The sequence below is a fragment of the Streptococcus pseudopneumoniae genome, from assembly GCF_001076775.1.
GTDB lineage: Bacteria > Bacillota > Bacilli > Lactobacillales > Streptococcaceae > Streptococcus > Streptococcus pseudopneumoniae_G.
Map to the genome: position 1 here is coordinate 86405 of NZ_JVGV01000007.1, position 18243 is coordinate 104647.

The following is an 18243-nucleotide window of genomic DNA, read 5'->3' on the forward strand; positions in this document are numbered from 1 at the left end:
ATTTCTAGATTTTAAGGAGAGCGAATCGTCTGATTCGTTTTTTCTTTTCTAGATTGAAATAGTGATTTACTATAATAGGAATTTTCACAAAATTCTGTTATAATGGCTATATTAGAAAATTTCGAGGAGACAAACATGACAGTTAAAATTGCTTTACTAGGATTTGGTACCGTTGCAAGTGGTGTGCCTTTCCTCCTAAAGGAAAATGGAGAAAAAATCAATCAATCAGCACATTCAGAGATTGAAGTTGCTAAGGTATTGGTCAAGGATGAAGATGAAAAGAATCGCTTGCTTGCAGCAGGGAATGACTTTAACTTTGTAACCAATGTGGATGACATTTTGTCAGATCGAGACATTACGATTGTAGTGGAATTGATGGGGCGTATTGAACCTGCTAAAACCTTTATCACTCGTGCCTTGGAAGCTGGGAAACACGTTGTTACTGCTAACAAGGATCTTTTGGCTGTCCATGGTGCAGAATTGTTAGAAATCGCTCAAGCTAACAAGGTAGCACTTTACTACGAAGCAGCAGTAGCTGGTGGGATTCCAATTCTTCGTACTTTAGCAAATTCCTTGGCTTCTGATAAAATCACTCGCGTATTGGGTGTAGTCAATGGAACTTCTAACTTCATGATGACCAAGATGGTGGAAGAAGGCTGGTCTTACAATGATGCTCTTGCAGAAGCGCAACGTCTAGGATTTGCAGAAAGTGACCCTACAAATGACGTAGATGGGATTGATGCAGCCTACAAGATGGTGATTTTGAGCCAATTTGCCTTTGGCATGAAGGTTGCCTTCGATGACGTAGCCCACAAGGGAATTCGTAACATCACACCAGAAGATGTAGCTGTAGCTCAAGAGCTTGGTTATGTAGTGAAATTGGTTGGTTCTATCGAGGAAACTCCTTCAGGAATTGCTGCAGAAGTGACTCCAACCTTCCTACCTAAAGCGCACCCACTCGCTAGTGTGAATGGGGTGATGAACGCTGTCTTTGTAGAATCTATTGGTATCGGTGAGTCTATGTACTACGGACCAGGTGCTGGTCAAAAACCAACTGCAACAAGTGTTGTGGCGGATATTGTCCGTATTGTTCGTCGCTTGAATGATGGAACCATCGGTAAAGATTTCAACGAATATAGCCGTGATTTGGTCTTGGCAAATCCTGAAGATGTCAAAGCAAATTACTACTTCTCAATCTTGGCGCCAGACTCAAAAGGTCAGGTCTTGAAGTTGGCTGAAATCTTCAATGCCCAAGAAATTTCCTTTAAGCAAATTCTCCAAGATGGAAAAGATGGTGACAAGGCGCGTGTTGTGATCATCACACACAAGATTAATAAAGCCCAGCTTGAAAATGTCTCAGCTGAATTGAAGAAGGTTTCAGAATTCGACCTCTTGAATACCTTCAAGGTGCTAGGAGAATAAGATGAAGATTATTGTACCTGCAACCAGTGCCAATATCGGGCCAGGATTTGACTCGGTCGGTGTAGCTGTAACCAAGTATCTTCAAATTGAGGTATGTGAAGAACGAGATGAGTGGTTGATTGAACACCAGATTGGCAAATGGATTCCACATGACGAGCGCAATCTCTTGCTCAAAATCGCTTTGCAAATTGTACCAGACCTGCAACCAAAACGTTTGAAAATGACCAGTGATGTTCCCTTGGCGCGTGGTTTGGGTTCTTCTAGCTCGGTTATCGTTGCTGGGATTGAACTAGCCAATCAATTGGGTAAGCTCAACTTGACAGACCATGAAAAATTGCAGTTAGCGACAAAGATTGAAGGGCATCCTGACAATGTGGCTCCAGCCATTTATGGTAATCTCGTTATTGCAAGTTCCGTTGAAGGGCAAGTTTCTGCTATCGTAGCAGACTTCCCAGAGTGTGATTTCCTAGCCTACATTCCAAACTATGAATTGCGTACTCGAGACAGCCGTGGCGTCTTGCCTAAGAAATTGTCTTACAAGGAAGCTGTTGCGGCTAGTTCTATCGCCAATGTGGCGGTTGCAGCCTTGTTGGCAGGAGACATGGTGACCGCTGGGCAAGCAATCGAGGGCGACCTCTTCCACGAGCGCTATCGTCAGGACTTGGTGAGAGAATTTGCAACGATTAAGCAAGTAGCCAAAGAAAATGGTGCCTATGCAACCTACCTTTCTGGTGCTGGGCCGACAGTTATGGTTTTGGCTTCTCATGACAAGATGCCAACGATTAAGGCGGAATTGGAAAAGCAACCTTTCAAAGGAAAACTTCATGACTTGAAAGTTGATACCCAAGGTGTCCGTGTCGAAGCAAAATAAAGAATAGAAGATAGGATGGGGAAACTCTTGATCAGAGGGCTTCCTATCCTTTTTTTGAAAAGAAGTTTATACTCAATGAAAATCAAAGAGCAAACTAGGAAGCTAGCCGCAGGCTGCTCAAAACACTGTTTTGAGGCTGCAGATGGAAGCTGACGTGGTTTGAATTTAATTTTCGAAGAGTATTAGTTAAAAACTTGATAAAGGAGAAATAAAGATGGCAGAAATTTATCTAGCAGGTGGTTGTTTTTGGGGTCTAGAGGAATATTTTTCACGCATTTCTGGAGTGCTAGCAACCAGTGTCGGCTATGCTAATGGACAAGTCGAAACGACCAATTATCAGCTGCTCAAGGAAACAGACCATGCAGAAACGGTTCAAGTGATTTACGATGAGAAGGCAGTGTCACTCAGAGAAATTTTGCTTTATTATTTCCGAGTCATCGACCCTTTATCCATCAATCAACAAGGGAATGACCGTGGACGTCAGTATCGGACCGGAATTTATTACCAAGATGAAGCTGATTTGCCAGCTATCTACACAGTGGTGCAGGAGCAGGAGCGCATGCTTGGAAGAAAGATTGCAGTAGAGGTGGAGAAACTACGTCATTACATTCTGGCTGAAGATTACCACCAAGACTATCTTAAGAAGAATCCTTCAGGTTACTGTCATATCGATGTGACCGATGCTGAGAAGCCATTGATTGATGCAGCAAACTATGAAAAGCCTAGTCAAGATGTGTTAAAGGGCAGTTTATCTGAAGAATCCTATCGTGTTACCCAAGAAGCTGCCACAGAGGCTCCATTTACCAATGCCTATGACCAAACCTTTGAAGAGGGAATTTATGTAGATATTACGACAGGTGAGCCACTCTTTTTTGCCAAGGATAAGTTTGCCTCAGGTTGTGGTTGGCCAAGTTTTAGCCGTCCGATTTCCAAGGAATTGATTCACTACTACAAGGACCTGAGTCATGGAATGGAGCGAATTGAGGTTCGTTCTCGGTCGGGGAATGCTCACTTGGGTCATGTTTTCACAGATGGACCTCGGGAGTTAGGTGGACTTCGTTACTGTATTAATTCTGCATCCTTGCGCTTTGTGGGCAAGGATGAGATGGAAGAGGAAGGATATGGCTATCTACTGCCTTACTTAAACAAATAAAACAGAGAGGGTGGTCACTTCCCACTTTCTTTATTTCCAGAATACGAATAGAAGGGATTTATGAAACACCTATTATCTTACTTCAAACCCTATATCAAGGAATCGATTTTAGCTCCCTTATTCAAGCTGTTAGAAGCTATTTTTGAGCTCTTGGTTCCCATGGTGATTGCTGGGATTGTTGACCAATCCTTGCCCCAGAGAAATCAAGGACATCTCTGGATGCAGATTGGTCTGCTCCTTATCTTTGCAGTAATTGGTGTTGTAGTGGCCTTAATAGCCCAGTTCTACTCAGCTAAGGCTGCGGTTGGATTTGCCAAAGAATTGACAGACGATCTTTATCGTCATATTCTATCTTTACCTAAGGACAGTAGAGACCGTCTGACAACTTCTAGCTTGGTGACTCGCTTGACTTCGGATACCTACCAGATTCAGACTGGTATCAATCAATTCCTGCGCCTCTTTTTGCGAGCGCCTATTATCGTTTTTGGGGCTATCTTTATGGCCTATCGAATCTCAGCTGAGCTGACTTTCTGGTTCTTGGTCATGGTTGTCATTTTGACCATTGTCATTGTATGGCTTTCTAGACTGGTCAATCCTCTCTACAGCAGTCTGAGAAAAAAAACGGACCAACTGGTTCAGGAAACGCGCCAGCAATTACAAGGCATGCGAGTTATTCGTGCTTTTGATCAAGAAAAACGAGAGTTACATATTTTTCAAACTCTTAACCAAGTCTATGCTAGATTACAAGAAAAGACAGGTTTCTGGTCTAGTTTATTAACACCCCTGACCTATCTGATTGTTAATGGAATCCTCCTTATTATTATCTGGCAAGGCTATATTTCTATTCAAGGAGGATTGCTCAGTCAAGGTGCTCTCATTGCCCTTATCAACTATCTCCTACAGATCTTGGTGGAATTGGTCAAGCTAGCCATGCTGATCAATTCTCTCAACCAGTCCTATATCTCAGCTAAGCGAATCGAGGAAGTTTTTGCTGAGGCTCCAGAAGATATTCATTCAGAATTAGAACAAAAGCAAGCTACCAGTGATCAGGTTTTACAAGTTCAAGAACTGACCTTTACCTATCCTGATGCGGCCCAGCCTTCTCTGAGAGACATTTCCTTTGATATGAAGCAAGGGCAAATCCTTGGTATTACTGGGGGAACGGGTTCTGGTAAATCAAGTTTGGTGCAACTCATCCTTGGACTTTATCCAGCAGAAGAGGGTAGCATTTTACTTTATAGAGATGGATCTAGTCCTCTTAATTTGGAGCAGTGGCGGTCTTGGATTGCCTATGTGCCCCAAAAGGTTGAACTCTTTAAAGGAACCATTCGTTCCAACTTGACTCTAGGTTTAGATCAAGAACTATCTGACCAAGAACTCTGGCAGGCATTGGAAATTGCGCAAGCCAAGGATTTTGTCAGTGAAAAGGAAGGACTCTTGGATGCCCTAGTTGAGGCAGGAGGTCGAAATTTCTCAGGTGGACAAAAACAAAGGCTGTCTATTGCTCGCGCAGTTTTGCGCCAGGCTCCGTTTCTCATCTTAGATGATGCGACTTCGGCCCTCGACACCATTACCGAGTCCAAGCTCTTGAAAGCTATTCGAGAAAATTTGCCAAATACGAGCTTAATCTTGATCTCTCAACGAACCTCGACTTTACAGATGGCTGACCAGATTCTCCTCTTGGAAAAAGGTGAGCTCCTAGCTATCGGCAAGCACGAGGATTTGATGAAATCGAGTCAAGTCTATCGTGAAATCAATGCATCCCAACATGGAAAGGAGGACTAGCATGAGACGACAAACTGCAAACCAGACGCTCACACGCTTGGCTAAAGACCTTGCAAGCCATCCCTTCCTCCTTTTTCTAGCCTTTCTAGGAACTATTGCCCAGGTAGGCTTATCAATTTACCTACCTATTCTGATTGGGCAGGTCATCGACCAAGTCCTAGTGGCTGGTTCTTCACCAGTTTTTTGGCAAATTTTTCTTCAGATGATCTTGGTAGTCATAGGAAATACCCTTGTACAGTGGGCCAATCCTCTCCTCTATAATCGCCTAATTTTCTCTTATACCAGAGACTTACGAGAGCGAATCATCCATAAGCTTCATCGTTTACCGATTGCTTTTGTGGATCGGCAAGGAAGTGGTGAGATGGTTAGTCGTGTAACTACAGACATCGAACAGTTGGCAGCTGGCTTGACCAAGATTTTTAACCAATTTTTTATTGGTGTCTTAATGATTTTGGTTAGTATTCTAGCTATGCTTCAAATTCATCTCCTCATGACTCTCTTAGTCTTGCTGTTGACGCCACTGTCTATGGTAATCTCACGCTTTATTGCCAAACGCTCCTATCATCTCTTCCAAAAGCAAACAGAGACAAGGGGAATTCAGACACAATTAATTGAAGAATCGTTGAGTCAGCAGACTATTATCCAGTCCTTTAATGCTCAAACAGAGTTTATCCAAAGATTGCGTGAGGCTAATGACAACTACTCAGGCTATTCTCAGTCAGCCATCTTTTATTCTTCAACGGTCAATCCTTCGACTCGCTTTGTAAATGCACTCATTTACGCACTTTTAGCTGGAGTGGGAGCTTATCGTATCATGATAGGCTCTACCTTGACCATCGGTCGTTTAGTGACTTTTTTGAACTATGTCCAACAGTACACCAAGCCCTTTAATGATATTTCTTCTGTTTTAGCCGAGTTGCAAAGTGCTCTCGCTTGTGCAGAGCGTGTTTATGGAGTCTTAGAGAGTCCTGAGGTAGCTGAAAGTGGTAAGGAAGAGTTGACCAGTGACCAAGTTAAGGGAGCTATTTCTTTTAGACATGTCTCTTTTGGCTATCATCCTGAAAAGATTTTGATTAAGGATTTATCTATTGATATTCCAGCTGGTAGTAAGGTAGCCATCGTTGGTCCGACAGGTGCTGGCAAGTCAACTCTTATCAATCTCCTCATGCGTTTTTATCCCATTAACTCTGGAGCTATCTTGCTGGATGGTCGTTCCATTTATGACTATAGTCGTGCCTCTTTACGCCAGCAGTTTGGCATGGTGCTACAGGAAACCTGGCTCAAGCAAGGGACCATTCATGACAATATTGCCTTCGGCAATCCTGATGCTAGTCGGGAGCAAGTGATTGCTGCTGCCAAAGCAGCCAATGCGGACTTTTTCATCCAACAGTTGCCACAGGGATACGATACCAAGTTGGAAAATGCAGGAGAATCTCTCTCTGTCGGTCAAGCCCAACTCTTGACCATCGCCCGAGTCTTTCTAGCTATCCCTAAGATTCTTATCTTAGACGAGGCAACTTCCTCCATCGATACACGGACAGAAGTGCTAGTTCAGGATGCCTTTGCTAAACTCATGAAGGGGCGTACAAGCTTTATCATTGCTCACCGTTTGTCAACTATTCAGGATGCAGATTTGATTCTTGTCTTGGTGGATGGCGATATTGTGGAGCATGGCAATCATCAGGACCTCATGGCTAGAAAAGGCAAGTATTACCAAATGCAGCAAGCTGCCGCTTTTAGCTCTGAATAAGCCTTTCTACTTTAAAATCTTATGAACGAAAAAAGTTGCCTTCGGGTGACTTTTTTGTTACAATAGCTAGAAAAATTATTCACTGTAAATTGTCATATAGAAAAGGAGCCTAGAATGAAAGTCTATCAGCATGTAAATATCGTGACTTGTGATCAAGATTTCCATGTTTATCTAGATGGAATCTTAGCAGTTAAGAATTCTCAAATCGTCTATGTTGGTCAAGAGAAGTCAGAGATTTTAGAGCAAGCTGAGCAGATTATAGACTATCAGGGAGCCTGGATTATGCCTGGATTGGTCAATTGCCACACCCATTCTGCTATGACAGGCTTGAGAGGGATTCGAGATGATAGCAATCTCCATGAATGGCTCAATGACTATATCTGGCCAGCAGAAGCTGAGTTTACACCCGACATGACTACCAAGGCAGTTAAAGAAGCTCTGACAGAGATGCTCCAGTCAGGTACAACAACCTTTAACGATATGTATAATCCCAATGGTGTGGATATTGAACGTATTTATCAGGAAGTGAAAGATTCCAAGATGCGTTGTTATTTTTCACCGACCCTCTTTTCTTCAAAGGCAGAAACAACTGCTGAGACGATAAGTAAAACTCGAGCAATCATTGAGGAAATTATTGGATATAAAAATCCAAATTTCAAGGTTATGGTAGCCCCTCATTCTCCCTACAGCTGTGATAGAGACTTGCTGGAGGAAAGCTTAGACATGGCAAAAGAGCTGAATATTCCTATCCATATCCATGTGGCTGAGACCAAGGAGGAGTCAGGAATTATCCTGAAACGCTACGGCAAACGCCCCCTCGTCTTTCTTGAAGAACTGGGTTATTTAGATCATCCGTCAGTCTTTGCTCACGGGGTCGAATTAAACGATCGAGAAATTGAACGCTTGGCAACTTCTCAAGTGGCTATTGCTCACAATCCTATCAGTAACCTCAAATTGGCCTCAGGGATTGCTCCCATCATCCAACTGCAAAAAGCAGGAATAGCAGTAGGCATTGCGACTGACTCGGTCGCTTCTAATAATAATTTAGACATGTTTGAGGAAGGACGGACAGCAGCCCTTCTTCAGAAGATGAAAAGTGGGGATGCCAGCCAATTTCCTATCGAAACAGCTCTCAAAGCTCTAACGATAGAAGGTGCTAAGGTTCTTGGAATGGACGAACAGATAGGAAGTTTGGAAGTCGGCAAGCAAGCAGATTTTCTCGTTATTCAACCACAAGGGAAAATTCATCTCCAACCTCAAGAAAATATGCTTTCTCATCTGGTTTATGTTGTTAAATCCAGTGATGTTGATGATGTCTATATCGGCGGAGAACAGGTTGTTAAGCAAGGTCAAGTCCTAACAGTAGAACTTTAAAAGAAAAATTACGAAAAAATCTTAAAAAAAGTTTGCAAAAATCTTGCATTCTTTTTTTGACTATGCTATACTTATATACGGTTTGAAAAAACTGCCTAAGACAGTAGGGGAGCTCGACTCATAAATATCCTACCGAGGACAAAACGTATCATGTAAAAAGAAGCGTATTGTACTTTCGTGTCTAGGTTTGGGCGCGTTTTTCTTTTGGAAAAATTCCCCAAGCAAAATAATAACGGAGGTGAACACACTAATGAGTGAAGCAATTATTGCTAAAAAAGCGGAACTAGTTGACGTAGTAGCTGAAAAAATGAAAGCTGCTGCATCTATCGTCGTTGTAGACGCTCGTGGTTTGACAGTTGAGCAAGATACAGTTCTTCGTCGTGAGCTTCGTGGAAGCGAAGTTGAGTATAAAGTGATTAAAAACTCAATCTTGCGTCGTGCAGCTGAAAAAGCTGGTCTTGAAGATCTTGCATCTGTATTTGTTGGACCATCTGCAGTAGCATTTTCTAACGAAGATGTTATCGCACCAGCGAAAATCTTGAACGACTTTTCTAAAAACGCTGAAGCACTTGAAATCAAAGGTGGTGCAATCGAAGGCGCTGTCGCATCTAAAGAAGAGATTCTTGCTCTTGCAACTCTTCCAAACCGCGAAGGACTTCTTTCTATGCTCCTTTCTGTACTTCAAGCGCCAGTGCGCAACGTTGCTCTTGCAGTCAAAGCGGTTGCAGACAACAAAGAAGACGCAGCTTAATCTTAAGCTACGCAGCGTAGCCTAGCTACGAAAATCTATTATAAATTTAAAACATATTTGGAGGAAATAACAATGGCATTGAACATTGAAAACATTATTGCTGAAATTAAAGAAGCTTCAATCCTTGAATTGAACGACCTTGTAAAAGCTATCGAAGAAGAATTTGGTGTAACTGCAGCTGCTCCTGTAGCTGTTGCTGCAGCTGGTGCTGCTGACGCTGGTGCTGCTAAAGATTCATTCGACGTTGAATTGACATCTGCAGGCGACAAAAAAGTTGGCGTTATCAAAGTTGTACGTGAAATCACAGGTCTTGGACTTAAAGAAGCTAAAGAACTTGTTGACGGTGCACCAGCACTTGTTAAAGAAGGCGTTGCAACTGCAGAAGCTGAAGAAATCAAAGCTAAATTGGAAGAAGCTGGAGCTTCAGTTACTCTTAAATAATAGAGCGACTACATTAGTAGCTTAAAAACATGATTAAACCGCTATTCTTAGGAGTAGCGGTTTTTATTTTTATGTGCCAGGGGGCAAAAAAGGGGAAAGGAATCTTTAAAAGTGAGGAGAGTTAGATTGAAAGAATCATATTGGTAAATCGAAATGATGGATATTTGTATCATGTCATAAATCGTTATCAAACGATAATATTGATTTTCTTACAAATTAAGAGTATAATTTATAAAAATGAGTGCTCACTCAATTTTTGTGAAATTAAGGAGTAAAGAAAATGGTTGTTGAAGCAATAGAGTACAGTCGTTTCGGTAACGAAGAGGACTTGGATTTGCTGCAGATAGACTCTACAGCCTTGGATGTAAATCAAGTGAGAGTAGAAGTTCATGCTGTTGGTTTAAATCCTATTGATTATAAAACTTTTGAGGGAGCGAAACCCCTTCGATTTCTATCTTTTATAACGAAATTAAGGAAACCAAGTCGTTGGTTTGAATCCAAATCATCTCTATTTCCAAGAGGTGTGGGGAGAGATTTTTCTGGAGTTATTACAGAAGTTGGAAATGAAGTAACTAGGTTTTCAGTAGGAGATAAGGTGTTTGGAACAATGATTAGCGATCCTGGTTTGGGAACTAAGAGGGGAGCTTTAGCAACAGAAATTTGTGTCAATGAATCGGAAATTGTATTCAAACCAGAGATGATCGACATGACTCACGCAGCTACTATGGGAGTAGCTGCTCTAACTGTGGGTGGGGCTTTTAGAAGAATCGGTTTAAATTCAAGAGATACTGTTGTTATTTCAGCTGCAGCAGGAGGTATTGGAAGTATTGCAGTACAGTATGCAGTTGCTAAGGGGGCGACAGTGATTGGAATAGCAAGTAAGAAAAATGCAGAGTATCTGAAGTCTTTAGGTGCCATACCAGTAAGTTACGAAGAGAATATCAAGAAGGCTCTTCTATCAGCTAGTCCAACGCCTATTACAAAATTTTTGGATTGTTATGGATCTGATTATGTTAGATTGGCTTTTAGTTTAGGCTTGAAAGGGACAGCTATTGGGACATTAGTACCTTCGCCCTATGTTATGATAAAAGGTGCTCAGTTTACTGGTCCGAGACATTCCACATATGATGATTTTAGCACTTTAGCTGAAATGGTCTCAGACGGGAAGGTTCAGCTGAAAATTGATCAAGTGTATGACTTTTCTCTAAAGTCAGTTAGAGAAGCCTATCGTAGTCTGAAAATGGGACACAGTCGAGGCAAAAAAGTCGTAAAAGTAAGAGAGTAGAAGAGAGGTGCTAGCGATGGAAAGTTTAGAACAAAAGTATGCTCAGACGTTAGAAGTTAGCAACTTGAGCTTGAAACAACGTCGAGTATTATTATCAAGCTTAAAATTATTCTCAGAAATTGGATTTGAGAATACAACGTCCAGCCTTATTGCCGAACGTGCTGGAGTGTCAGAAGGAACTGTTTTTAGTTACTTTAAAACAAAGGAAGGTATTTTAGAAGCCATTTTATCTACTTTTCTAGAACAGGTTATTCCAGAAGTGATTGCGGATTTCTCAGAAAAAAAATTCACAGTAGATCAAGAAACTTTTCCCTTCTTTTTAAAAAGTATTGTTCGAGATAGGCTCTTTTTCATTCAGGAGAATCAAATGCATGTTAAAATTCTCTTGGGGCGTTCTTTTATTGATAAAAATCTTTCTATTCAGTTAGGAAATATTATTGTTCAATCTATAATAGAACCAATTAGCCCTGTTTTAAATCAATTTAAAGAAAAAGGACTTATTCTAAATTGGTCAAATGAAAGAATTGTTCGTTACATTTTAGCATTGAGTTTTTCTTATCTTATTCCCATGATGTTGAATGATGAAGGAACTATAAACATAGATGAAGCAGTTGATGAGATTGTTGAATGTTTGTCATCTGCCCTAATGAAAGTAAAATAAATTCTGATGTTAAAACTCACTGTTAATGGTGAGTTTTTTGGATTCAACATAAAAATCCCCAATCGAAGCGATTGAGGATTAAGCAAATGAATCTTAAACAATACCTTGGGCAATCATAGCGTTTGCTACATTTTCAAAGGCAGCAATGTTAGCTCCTGCAAGGTAGTCTTTATCAAGACCATATGTTTCTGAAGTTGTTTTAGCTGTATTGAAGATGTTTGTCATGATGTCTTTGAGACGTCCATCAACTTCTTCACGAGTCCATGAAAGGCGAAGACTGTTTTGGCTCATTTCAAGGGCTGAAACGGCTACACCACCGGCATTGGCAGCTTTGGCAGGTCCGTAGAAAATACCATTTTCTTTGTAAACTTTGATGGCATCAAGGTCGCTTGGCATGTTGGCACCTTCAGATACACAGATAATGCCTTGAGCAACTAAGCGTTTAGCTGCTTCACCGTTGATTTCGTTTTGAGTCGCACATGGAAGCGCAATGTCATAGTTTCCAGCGTAAGTCCATACAGAACCTTCGTGATATGTTGCAGTTGCTTTTTCAGCAGCATACTCAGTCAAACGAGCGCGACGTTTTTCTTTAACATCAACCAATAGATCGAAGTCGATACCATTTTCATCGATGACATAACCATTTGAGTCAGATACAGAGATAACAGTTGCACCAAGTTCAGTTGCTTTTTGAAGCGCGTATTGAGCAACGTTACCAGAACCTGAAATGACCACTTTCTTACCAGCAAAGCTATTACCGTTAGCTTTGAGCATTTCTTCAGTGTAGTAAACCAAACCGTAACCAGTTGCTTCTGGACGAATCAAGCTACCACCAAACCCAAGAGGTTTACCAGTCAAGACACCAGCATCAAATTGGTTAAGACGTTTGTATTGACCGTAAAGGTAACCAATTTCGCGTCCACCTACACCGATATCACCAGCAGGTACGTCAAGTGATGGTCCGATGTGTTTTTGTAATTCAGTCATGAAGCTTTGGCAGAAGCGCATCACTTCAGCATCTGTTTTACCTTTAGGATCAAAGTCTGATCCACCTTTACCTCCACCGATTGGAAGTCCAGTCAAGACGTTTTTAAAGATTTGTTCAAATCCGAGGAATTTCAAAATCCCTTGGTTAACAGTTGGGTGGAAACGAAGTCCGCCTTTGTATGGTCCAACAGCTGAGTTGAATTGAACACGGTAACCACGGTTTACTTGAATTTTTCCATCACGGTCAACCCAAGGAACACGGAAAGAAATCACGCGCTCTGGCTCAGTAATACGTGCCAAGATATTTTCTTCGATATACTCAGGGTGTTTTTCAAATACAGGTTCCAAAGTGTTGAAAAATTCTTCAACAGCTTGGAGGAATTCAGCCTCGTGCCCGTTACGAGCTTTTACAGTTTCAAACACGCTTTGGATATATTCTTTAGCAGATGTCATATCGTTCTCCTTAAATTCTAATTTAATTATGTGTGTCATTATAGCAGAATTTTTTTTAACTGTAAAGAGAAAAACAAAAATTTTCTAAAAATTCTTTCAATTTGAAACAACTGATTTAGAACATGCTAAAAAACGAACCTTTTTCTTTGAAATATCTTTCTCAAAGAGAAAATCTGAAAATATGGTATAATATTAGCAATAAAAGGAATCTGGAGGATCAGAATCATGGTATCAACGAAAACACAAATTGCTGGTTTTGAGTTTGAAAATTGTTTGATGAATGCGGCAGGTGTGGCTTGTATGACGATAGCAGAGTTAGAAGGCGTTAAAAACTCAGCAGCAGGAACCTTTGTCACGAAGACAGCGACCTTGGACTTTCGTCAGGGAAATCCTGAGCCACGCTATCAAGATGTTCCACTTGGTTCCATCAACTCTATGGGCTTGCCAAATAATGGCTTAGATTATTACCTAAACTATCTTCTGGAATTACAAGAAAAGGAACCGAATCGTACCTTCTTTCTATCCTTAGTTGGAATGTCTCCAGAGGAAACCCATACTATCTTGAAAAAAGTCCAAGAGAGTGAGTTTCGTGGTCTGGCTGAGCTAAATCTTTCCTGTCCAAATGTTCCAGGTAAACCTCAGATTGCCTATGATTTTGAGACAACTGACCGAATTTTGGCAGAAGTATTTGCCTACTTTACCAAACCTCTTGGGATTAAATTACCACCTTATTTTGACATTGTTCACTTTGACCAAGCGGCAGCTATTTTCAATAAATATCCGCTCAAGTTTGTCAACTGTGTTAACTCGATTGGGAACGGCCTTTATATAGAAGATGAATCTGTCGTTATTCGACCTAAGAATGGTTTTGGTGGGATTGGTGGGGAGTACATCAAACCGACTGCTCTAGCCAATGTTCATGCTTTTTATCAACGTTTAAATCCTCAAATCCAAATCATTGGAACAGGTGGTGTTCTGACTGGTCGAGATGCTTTTGAACACATCCTCTGTGGTGCTAGTATGGTACAGGTGGGAACCACCCTTCACAAAGAAGGTGTTGGTGCCTTCGAACGTATTACCAATGAACTGAAAGCAATCATGTCGGAAAAAGGGTATGAGAGCTTAGAAGATTTCCGTGGGAAATTGCGCTACATTGACTAAATTAAATCGAAAAATCAGAAGAAAGGAGAGAAGATGCTAGCTATTGAAGAAAGCCAGAAGTTGACTTTATCAAATTTACCTAACCTGAGCCTGTTTACAGGGACAGATCAGGGCCAGTTTGAAGTGATGAAGAGTCAAGTGTTGAAACAGATTGGGTATTATTCTGCCGACCTCAATTTTGCCTACTTTGATATGAAAGAAGTAGCTTATAAAGACTTAGAGTTGGAGTTGGTCAGTCTCCCTTTCTTTGCGGATGAGAAAATCGTGATATTAGACCATTTTGTCGATATCACAACAGCCAAGAAACGCTTTTTAACAGATGATGAGCTCAAGTCGTTTGAGGAATACCTTGATAACCCTTCGCCAACAACCAAGTTGTTGATCTTTGCGGAAGGAAAACTGGATAGCAAGAGACGGTTGGTCAAATTACTTAAGCGTGATGCCAAGGTTTTTGATGCAGTAGAAGCCAAAGAACAAGAATTGCGCCAGTATTTCCAAAAGTGGAGCCAGAAACAAGGTCTGCAGTTTGTGGGGCAATCCTTTGAAAATCTACTTATCAAATCTGGTTTTCAATTTAGCGAAATCCAGAAAAATCTCCTCTTTTTACATTCCTATAAGGCGGATTCTGTTATCGAGGAAGAGGATATTGTCAATGATATTCCTAAGACCTTGCAGGACAATATTTTTGATTTAACTCAGTTTATTCTGACAAAAAAGATGGACCAGGCGCGCGACTTGGTTAGAGACTTGACCTTGCAAGGGGAAGATGAAATCAAGTTGATTGCAGTCATGCTAGGACAATTTCGGACTTTTACTCAGGTGAAAATTTTGGCGGAGTCTGGCCAAACAGAATCGCAGATTGCAAGTAGTCTAGGTAGTTATCTAGGGCGCATTCCCAATCCCTATCAAATCAAGTTTGCATTAAGAGATTCGCGAGGACTTTCCTTGAGCTTTTTGAAGCAAGCTATTTCCTATTTGATTGAGACAGACTATCAGATTAAAACAGGTCTTTATGAAAAAGGTTTCCTTTTTGAAAAGGCACTCTTACAGATTGCTAGTCAGGTCAATTGATATTTTTTGAAACTACAACCCGCGTCAGGATTAGCTTGTCGTGGGTTTCTTGCTGATTTTCTTATTTTATTCGAAAGTATTTCAGTGATTTCTTCATCTATAAGCAAAAAACTTGAAAAAAGTGAATGTTTGCGTTATCATTTTCATATAGAAAGAAAAAGAGGTATTACAGATGGCTATTATCTTACCAGATCTTCCATATGCATACGACGCTTTGGAACCATACATCGATGCGGAAACAATGCACTTGCACCATGACAAACACCATCAAACTTATGTCAACAATGCCAATGCAGCTCTTGAAAAACACCCTGAAATCGGCGAAGATCTTGAAGCCTTGCTTGCTGATGTAGAATCTATCCCAGCTGATGTCCGTCAAGCACTTATTAACAATGGTGGTGGACACTTGAACCACGCTCTTTTCTGGGAATTGATGACTCCTGAAAAAACAGCCCCATCAGCAGAACTTGCAGCAGCAATCGATGCAACATTTGGTTCATTTGAAGAATTCCAAGCAGCCTTCACTGCAGCAGCAACAACTCGTTTCGGTTCTGGCTGGGCATGGTTGGTTGTCAACAAAGAAGGGAAGCTTGAAGTGACTTCAACAGCAAACCAAGACACACCAATCTCAGAAGGTAAAAAACCAATCTTGGGCTTGGACGTTTGGGAACATGCTTACTACGTGAAATACCGCAACGTGCGTCCTGACTACATCAAAGCTTTCTTCTCAGTGATCAACTGGAACAAAGTAGATGAATTGTACGCAGCTGCTAAATAATGATAGTTGGAGGGAAGAATTGTTCTTCTCTTTTTTAGGTTATATAAGTCTGGTCTGACAAAATCGTCAGACTTTTTTCATTTTTATGAGAAACGTGCTAACTGCTAGAAATTATGGTAGAATAAAGTATTAAGTAATCGTGAAAAAGGATATCTATGCGAAAAGAAATTGCACCTGAATTATACAACTATAACAAGTTTCCTGGTCCTGAGTTCCATTTACATAGGGACAAGGTTGAAACGGAAGGGATAGCTTTTTCCTTGGTGGAAAATATCAAGGATGCCTTTGATGTGACGGCTTTTAATCAGCGTTTTTCAGAAGTCTTAACCAAGTTTGATTATATCGTGGGAGATTGGAGCAACGAACAGCTTCGCCTACGAGGTTTTTACAAGGATGACCGAACAGAAGAAAAACTTGAAAAAATCAGTCGTTTACAAGACTACCTTTTAGAGTATTGTAGTTATGGTTGTGCTTATTTTGTCTTAGAAAATGAAGCCCCTAAACGAGCATCATTTGACAAGAAAATGCGTAAGAAGGAAGAAGAGACGCCTTCTAGAAAAGGAAAAAAACCGTCTCAAACCAAACGAAAACCGAATGCAGATAAGAAAAATAGACGTCGTCAGAAGGACCAGCATTCTCAGAAAGAGGACAAGGGGCAACGTCATTTTGTCATTCGTCAGAAGTGAGTAGAGAATAAGGAGAAGAAATGAAACCGTCAATTTATAGTTTAACACGTCAAACCATGCAGGAATGGGTATTGGAGCAGGGAGAAAAGAAATTCCGTGCAGATCAAATCTGGGAATGGCTTTACCGTAAACGTGTCCAGTCATTTGAAGAGATGACCAACCTTTCCAAGGATTTGATTGCTAAGCTTAATGACCAGTTTGTGGTCAATCCCTTGAAACAACGTATTGTTCAAGAGTCTGCTGATGGTACTGTCAAATATCTCTTTGAGTTGCCTGATGGTATGTTGATAGAGACTGTACTCATGCGTCAACACTATGGTTTGTCTGTCTGTGTGACCACTCAGGTCGGGTGTAATATCGGTTGTACCTTTTGTGCCTCTGGTTTGATCAAGAAGCAACGTGACCTCAATAACGGTGAAATCGTAGCGCAAATCATGCTGTTTCAGAAGTACTTTGATGAGCGTGGTCAGGATGAACGCGTCAGCCATATCGTTGTCATGGGAATTGGTGAACCCTTTGATAACTATAACAATGTCTTAAATTTCGTTCGTACAATCAATGATGATAAAGGAATGGCCATTGGTGCTCGTCACATCACGGTTTCTACGTCAGGTTTGGCCCATAAAATTCGTGATTTTGCTAATGAAGGAGTTCAGGTCAATCTTGCTGTTTCCCTTCACGCACCCAACAATGAATTGCGTTCAAGCATCATGAAGATTAACCGTGCCTTTCCGATTGAAAAACTCTTTGCGGCTATTGAGTACTACATTGAGACAACTAATCGTCGTGTGACCTTTGAGTATATCATGCTCAATGAAGTCAATGACGGTGTAGAACAAGCCTTGGAATTGGCTGAATTGCTCAAGAACATCAAGAAATTGTCTTATGTAAACTTGATTCCTTATAACCCAGTTAGTGAGCATGACCAATATAGCCGTAGTCCTAAAGAGCGCGTCCTGGCCTTTTATGATACGCTTAAGAAAAAAGGGGTTAACTGTGTTGTTCGTCAAGAGCATGGTACTGATATTGATGCAGCTTGTGGACAATTGCGTTCCAATACAATGAAACGTGACCGCCAGAAAGCAGTCGCAGCAGTCAATCCTTAATGATGAAGAAGAGTTATAATCATGTTTTGGTCTGGGGAGTCATTTTCTATAGCATTTGTATCGTCTATTTTTGCTTTACTCCTCAAGAACAATCTCCCGTGGGAGTGGAAACTCCAGGTATTCAGCATCTTGGACGCCTGGTTTTTCTTTTGACTCCTTTCAATTCTCTCTGGAAACTAGGTGAAGTGAGTGACATTGGACAATTATATTGGATTTTTCTACAAAATATCCTCAATGTCTTCTTACTTTTTCCTCTGATTTTCCAACTCCTTTATCTCCTTCCAAACTTGCGGAAAACAAAAAAGGTCCTTCTTTTCAGTTTTCTAGTGAGTCTTGGAATCGAGTGTACGCAGTTGGTCTTGGACTTTTTCTTTGATTTTAATCGAGTCTTTGAGATTGATGATTTGTGGACCAATACCTTGGGTGGCTATCTGGCTTGGCTCCTCTATAACCGATTACATAATACTAAATGAAAATCAAAGAGCAAACTAGGAAGCTAGCCGCAGGC

The 18243-nt window shown here is 41.0% G+C and carries 17 protein-coding genes and 1 other annotated feature; of the genes, 16 read left to right on the plus strand and 1 reads right to left on the minus strand.

The features are described from left to right. Positions 1-135 precede the first annotated feature (135 nt). The 10 genes from ADJ60_RS01350 (at position 136) to ADJ60_RS01395 (ending at position 11493) form a co-directional block, all read left to right on the plus strand. Positions 136-1422 carry a homoserine dehydrogenase gene (locus tag ADJ60_RS01350; protein WP_049542925.1) on the plus strand — a complete coding sequence of 429 codons (1287 nt, stop codon included), beginning with the start codon at positions 136-138 and terminating at the stop codon, positions 1420-1422. Between the two features lies 1 nt (position 1423). Further along, positions 1424-2293 (plus strand): homoserine kinase, encoded by an 870-nt coding sequence (gene thrB / locus ADJ60_RS01355; RefSeq protein ID WP_049516101.1) that lies wholly within the window; start codon positions 1424-1426, stop codon positions 2291-2293. Positions 2294-2507: 214 nt separating this feature from the next. Next, positions 2508-3446, plus strand: coding sequence for a peptide-methionine (R)-S-oxide reductase MsrB (msrB, locus tag ADJ60_RS01360; protein WP_049542929.1), 939 nt, complete (start codon positions 2508-2510; stop codon positions 3444-3446). A gap of 60 nt (positions 3447-3506) precedes the next feature. Further along, entirely contained in the window at positions 3507-5231 is a 1725-nt protein-coding gene (locus tag ADJ60_RS01365) for an ABC transporter ATP-binding protein (RefSeq protein WP_049542932.1), read from the plus strand. A 1-nt stretch (position 5232) separates the two neighbouring features. Next, positions 5233-6981, plus strand: coding sequence for an ABC transporter ATP-binding protein (locus tag ADJ60_RS01370; protein WP_049542933.1), 1749 nt, complete (start codon positions 5233-5235; stop codon positions 6979-6981). 114 nt (positions 6982-7095) lie between these two features. Then, positions 7096-8355, plus strand: a complete 1260-nt coding sequence (locus ADJ60_RS01375) for a TRZ/ATZ family protein (RefSeq protein WP_049542934.1) — start codon at positions 7096-7098, stop codon at positions 8353-8355. A gap of 76 nt (positions 8356-8431) precedes the next feature. Next, positions 8432-8567: a sequence feature (ribosomal protein L10 leader region), on the plus strand. A 38-nt stretch (positions 8568-8605) separates the two neighbouring features. Next, on the plus strand, positions 8606-9106 hold the full coding sequence (gene rplJ / locus ADJ60_RS01380; protein ID WP_001287277.1) for a 50S ribosomal protein L10: 501 nt from the start codon (positions 8606-8608) through the stop codon (positions 9104-9106). Positions 9107-9178: 72 nt separating this feature from the next. Next, on the plus strand, positions 9179-9547 hold the full coding sequence (gene rplL / locus ADJ60_RS01385; RefSeq protein WP_001196965.1) for a 50S ribosomal protein L7/L12: 369 nt from the start codon (positions 9179-9181) through the stop codon (positions 9545-9547). Positions 9548-9827: 280 nt separating this feature from the next. Beyond that, the gene (locus ADJ60_RS01390) at positions 9828-10832 is read left to right on the plus strand and encodes an NADP-dependent oxidoreductase (protein WP_049542935.1); all 1005 of its coding nucleotides are present in this window, start codon (positions 9828-9830) and stop codon (positions 10830-10832) included. 16 nt (positions 10833-10848) lie between these two features. Further along, entirely contained in the window at positions 10849-11493 is a 645-nt protein-coding gene (locus ADJ60_RS01395; protein WP_020901488.1) for a TetR/AcrR family transcriptional regulator, read from the plus strand. A 93-nt stretch (positions 11494-11586) separates the two neighbouring features. On the opposite strand, the gene gdhA is transcribed toward ADJ60_RS01395, so the two are convergent. Beyond that, positions 11587-12933, minus strand: a complete 1347-nt coding sequence (gene gdhA, locus ADJ60_RS01400; RefSeq protein WP_049542936.1) for an NADP-specific glutamate dehydrogenase — start codon at positions 12931-12933, stop codon at positions 11587-11589. 225 nt (positions 12934-13158) lie between these two features. Here gdhA and ADJ60_RS01405 point away from each other — a divergent pair, with 225 nt between their 5' ends. The 6 genes from ADJ60_RS01405 to ADJ60_RS01430 all read left to right on the plus strand — a co-directional run bounded on the left by ADJ60_RS01405 (position 13159) and on the right by ADJ60_RS01430 (position 18208). Further along, on the plus strand, positions 13159-14094 hold the full coding sequence (locus tag ADJ60_RS01405) for a dihydroorotate oxidase (RefSeq protein WP_023946400.1): 936 nt from the start codon (positions 13159-13161) through the stop codon (positions 14092-14094). 33 nt (positions 14095-14127) lie between these two features. Further along, complete coding sequence (gene holA / locus ADJ60_RS01410) at positions 14128-15165, plus strand: DNA polymerase III subunit delta (RefSeq protein WP_049542937.1); 1038 nt, start codon at positions 14128-14130, stop codon at positions 15163-15165. Positions 15166-15337: 172 nt separating this feature from the next. After that, entirely contained in the window at positions 15338-15943 is a 606-nt protein-coding gene (gene sodA / locus ADJ60_RS01415) for a superoxide dismutase SodA (RefSeq protein ID WP_049542938.1), read from the plus strand. 155 nt (positions 15944-16098) lie between these two features. Continuing rightward, entirely contained in the window at positions 16099-16629 is a 531-nt protein-coding gene (locus ADJ60_RS01420) for a YutD family protein (RefSeq protein WP_049542939.1), read from the plus strand. A 20-nt stretch (positions 16630-16649) separates the two neighbouring features. Continuing rightward, a complete protein-coding gene (gene rlmN, locus ADJ60_RS01425; protein WP_049542940.1) occupies positions 16650-17735 on the plus strand; it encodes a 23S rRNA (adenine(2503)-C(2))-methyltransferase RlmN in 1086 nt (361 codons plus the stop codon). Continuing rightward, positions 17735-18208, plus strand: a complete 474-nt coding sequence (locus ADJ60_RS01430; protein ID WP_049542941.1) for a VanZ family protein — start codon at positions 17735-17737, stop codon at positions 18206-18208. Before rlmN ends, ADJ60_RS01430 begins: the two co-directional genes overlap by 1 nt. Positions 18209-18243 lie beyond the last annotated feature (35 nt).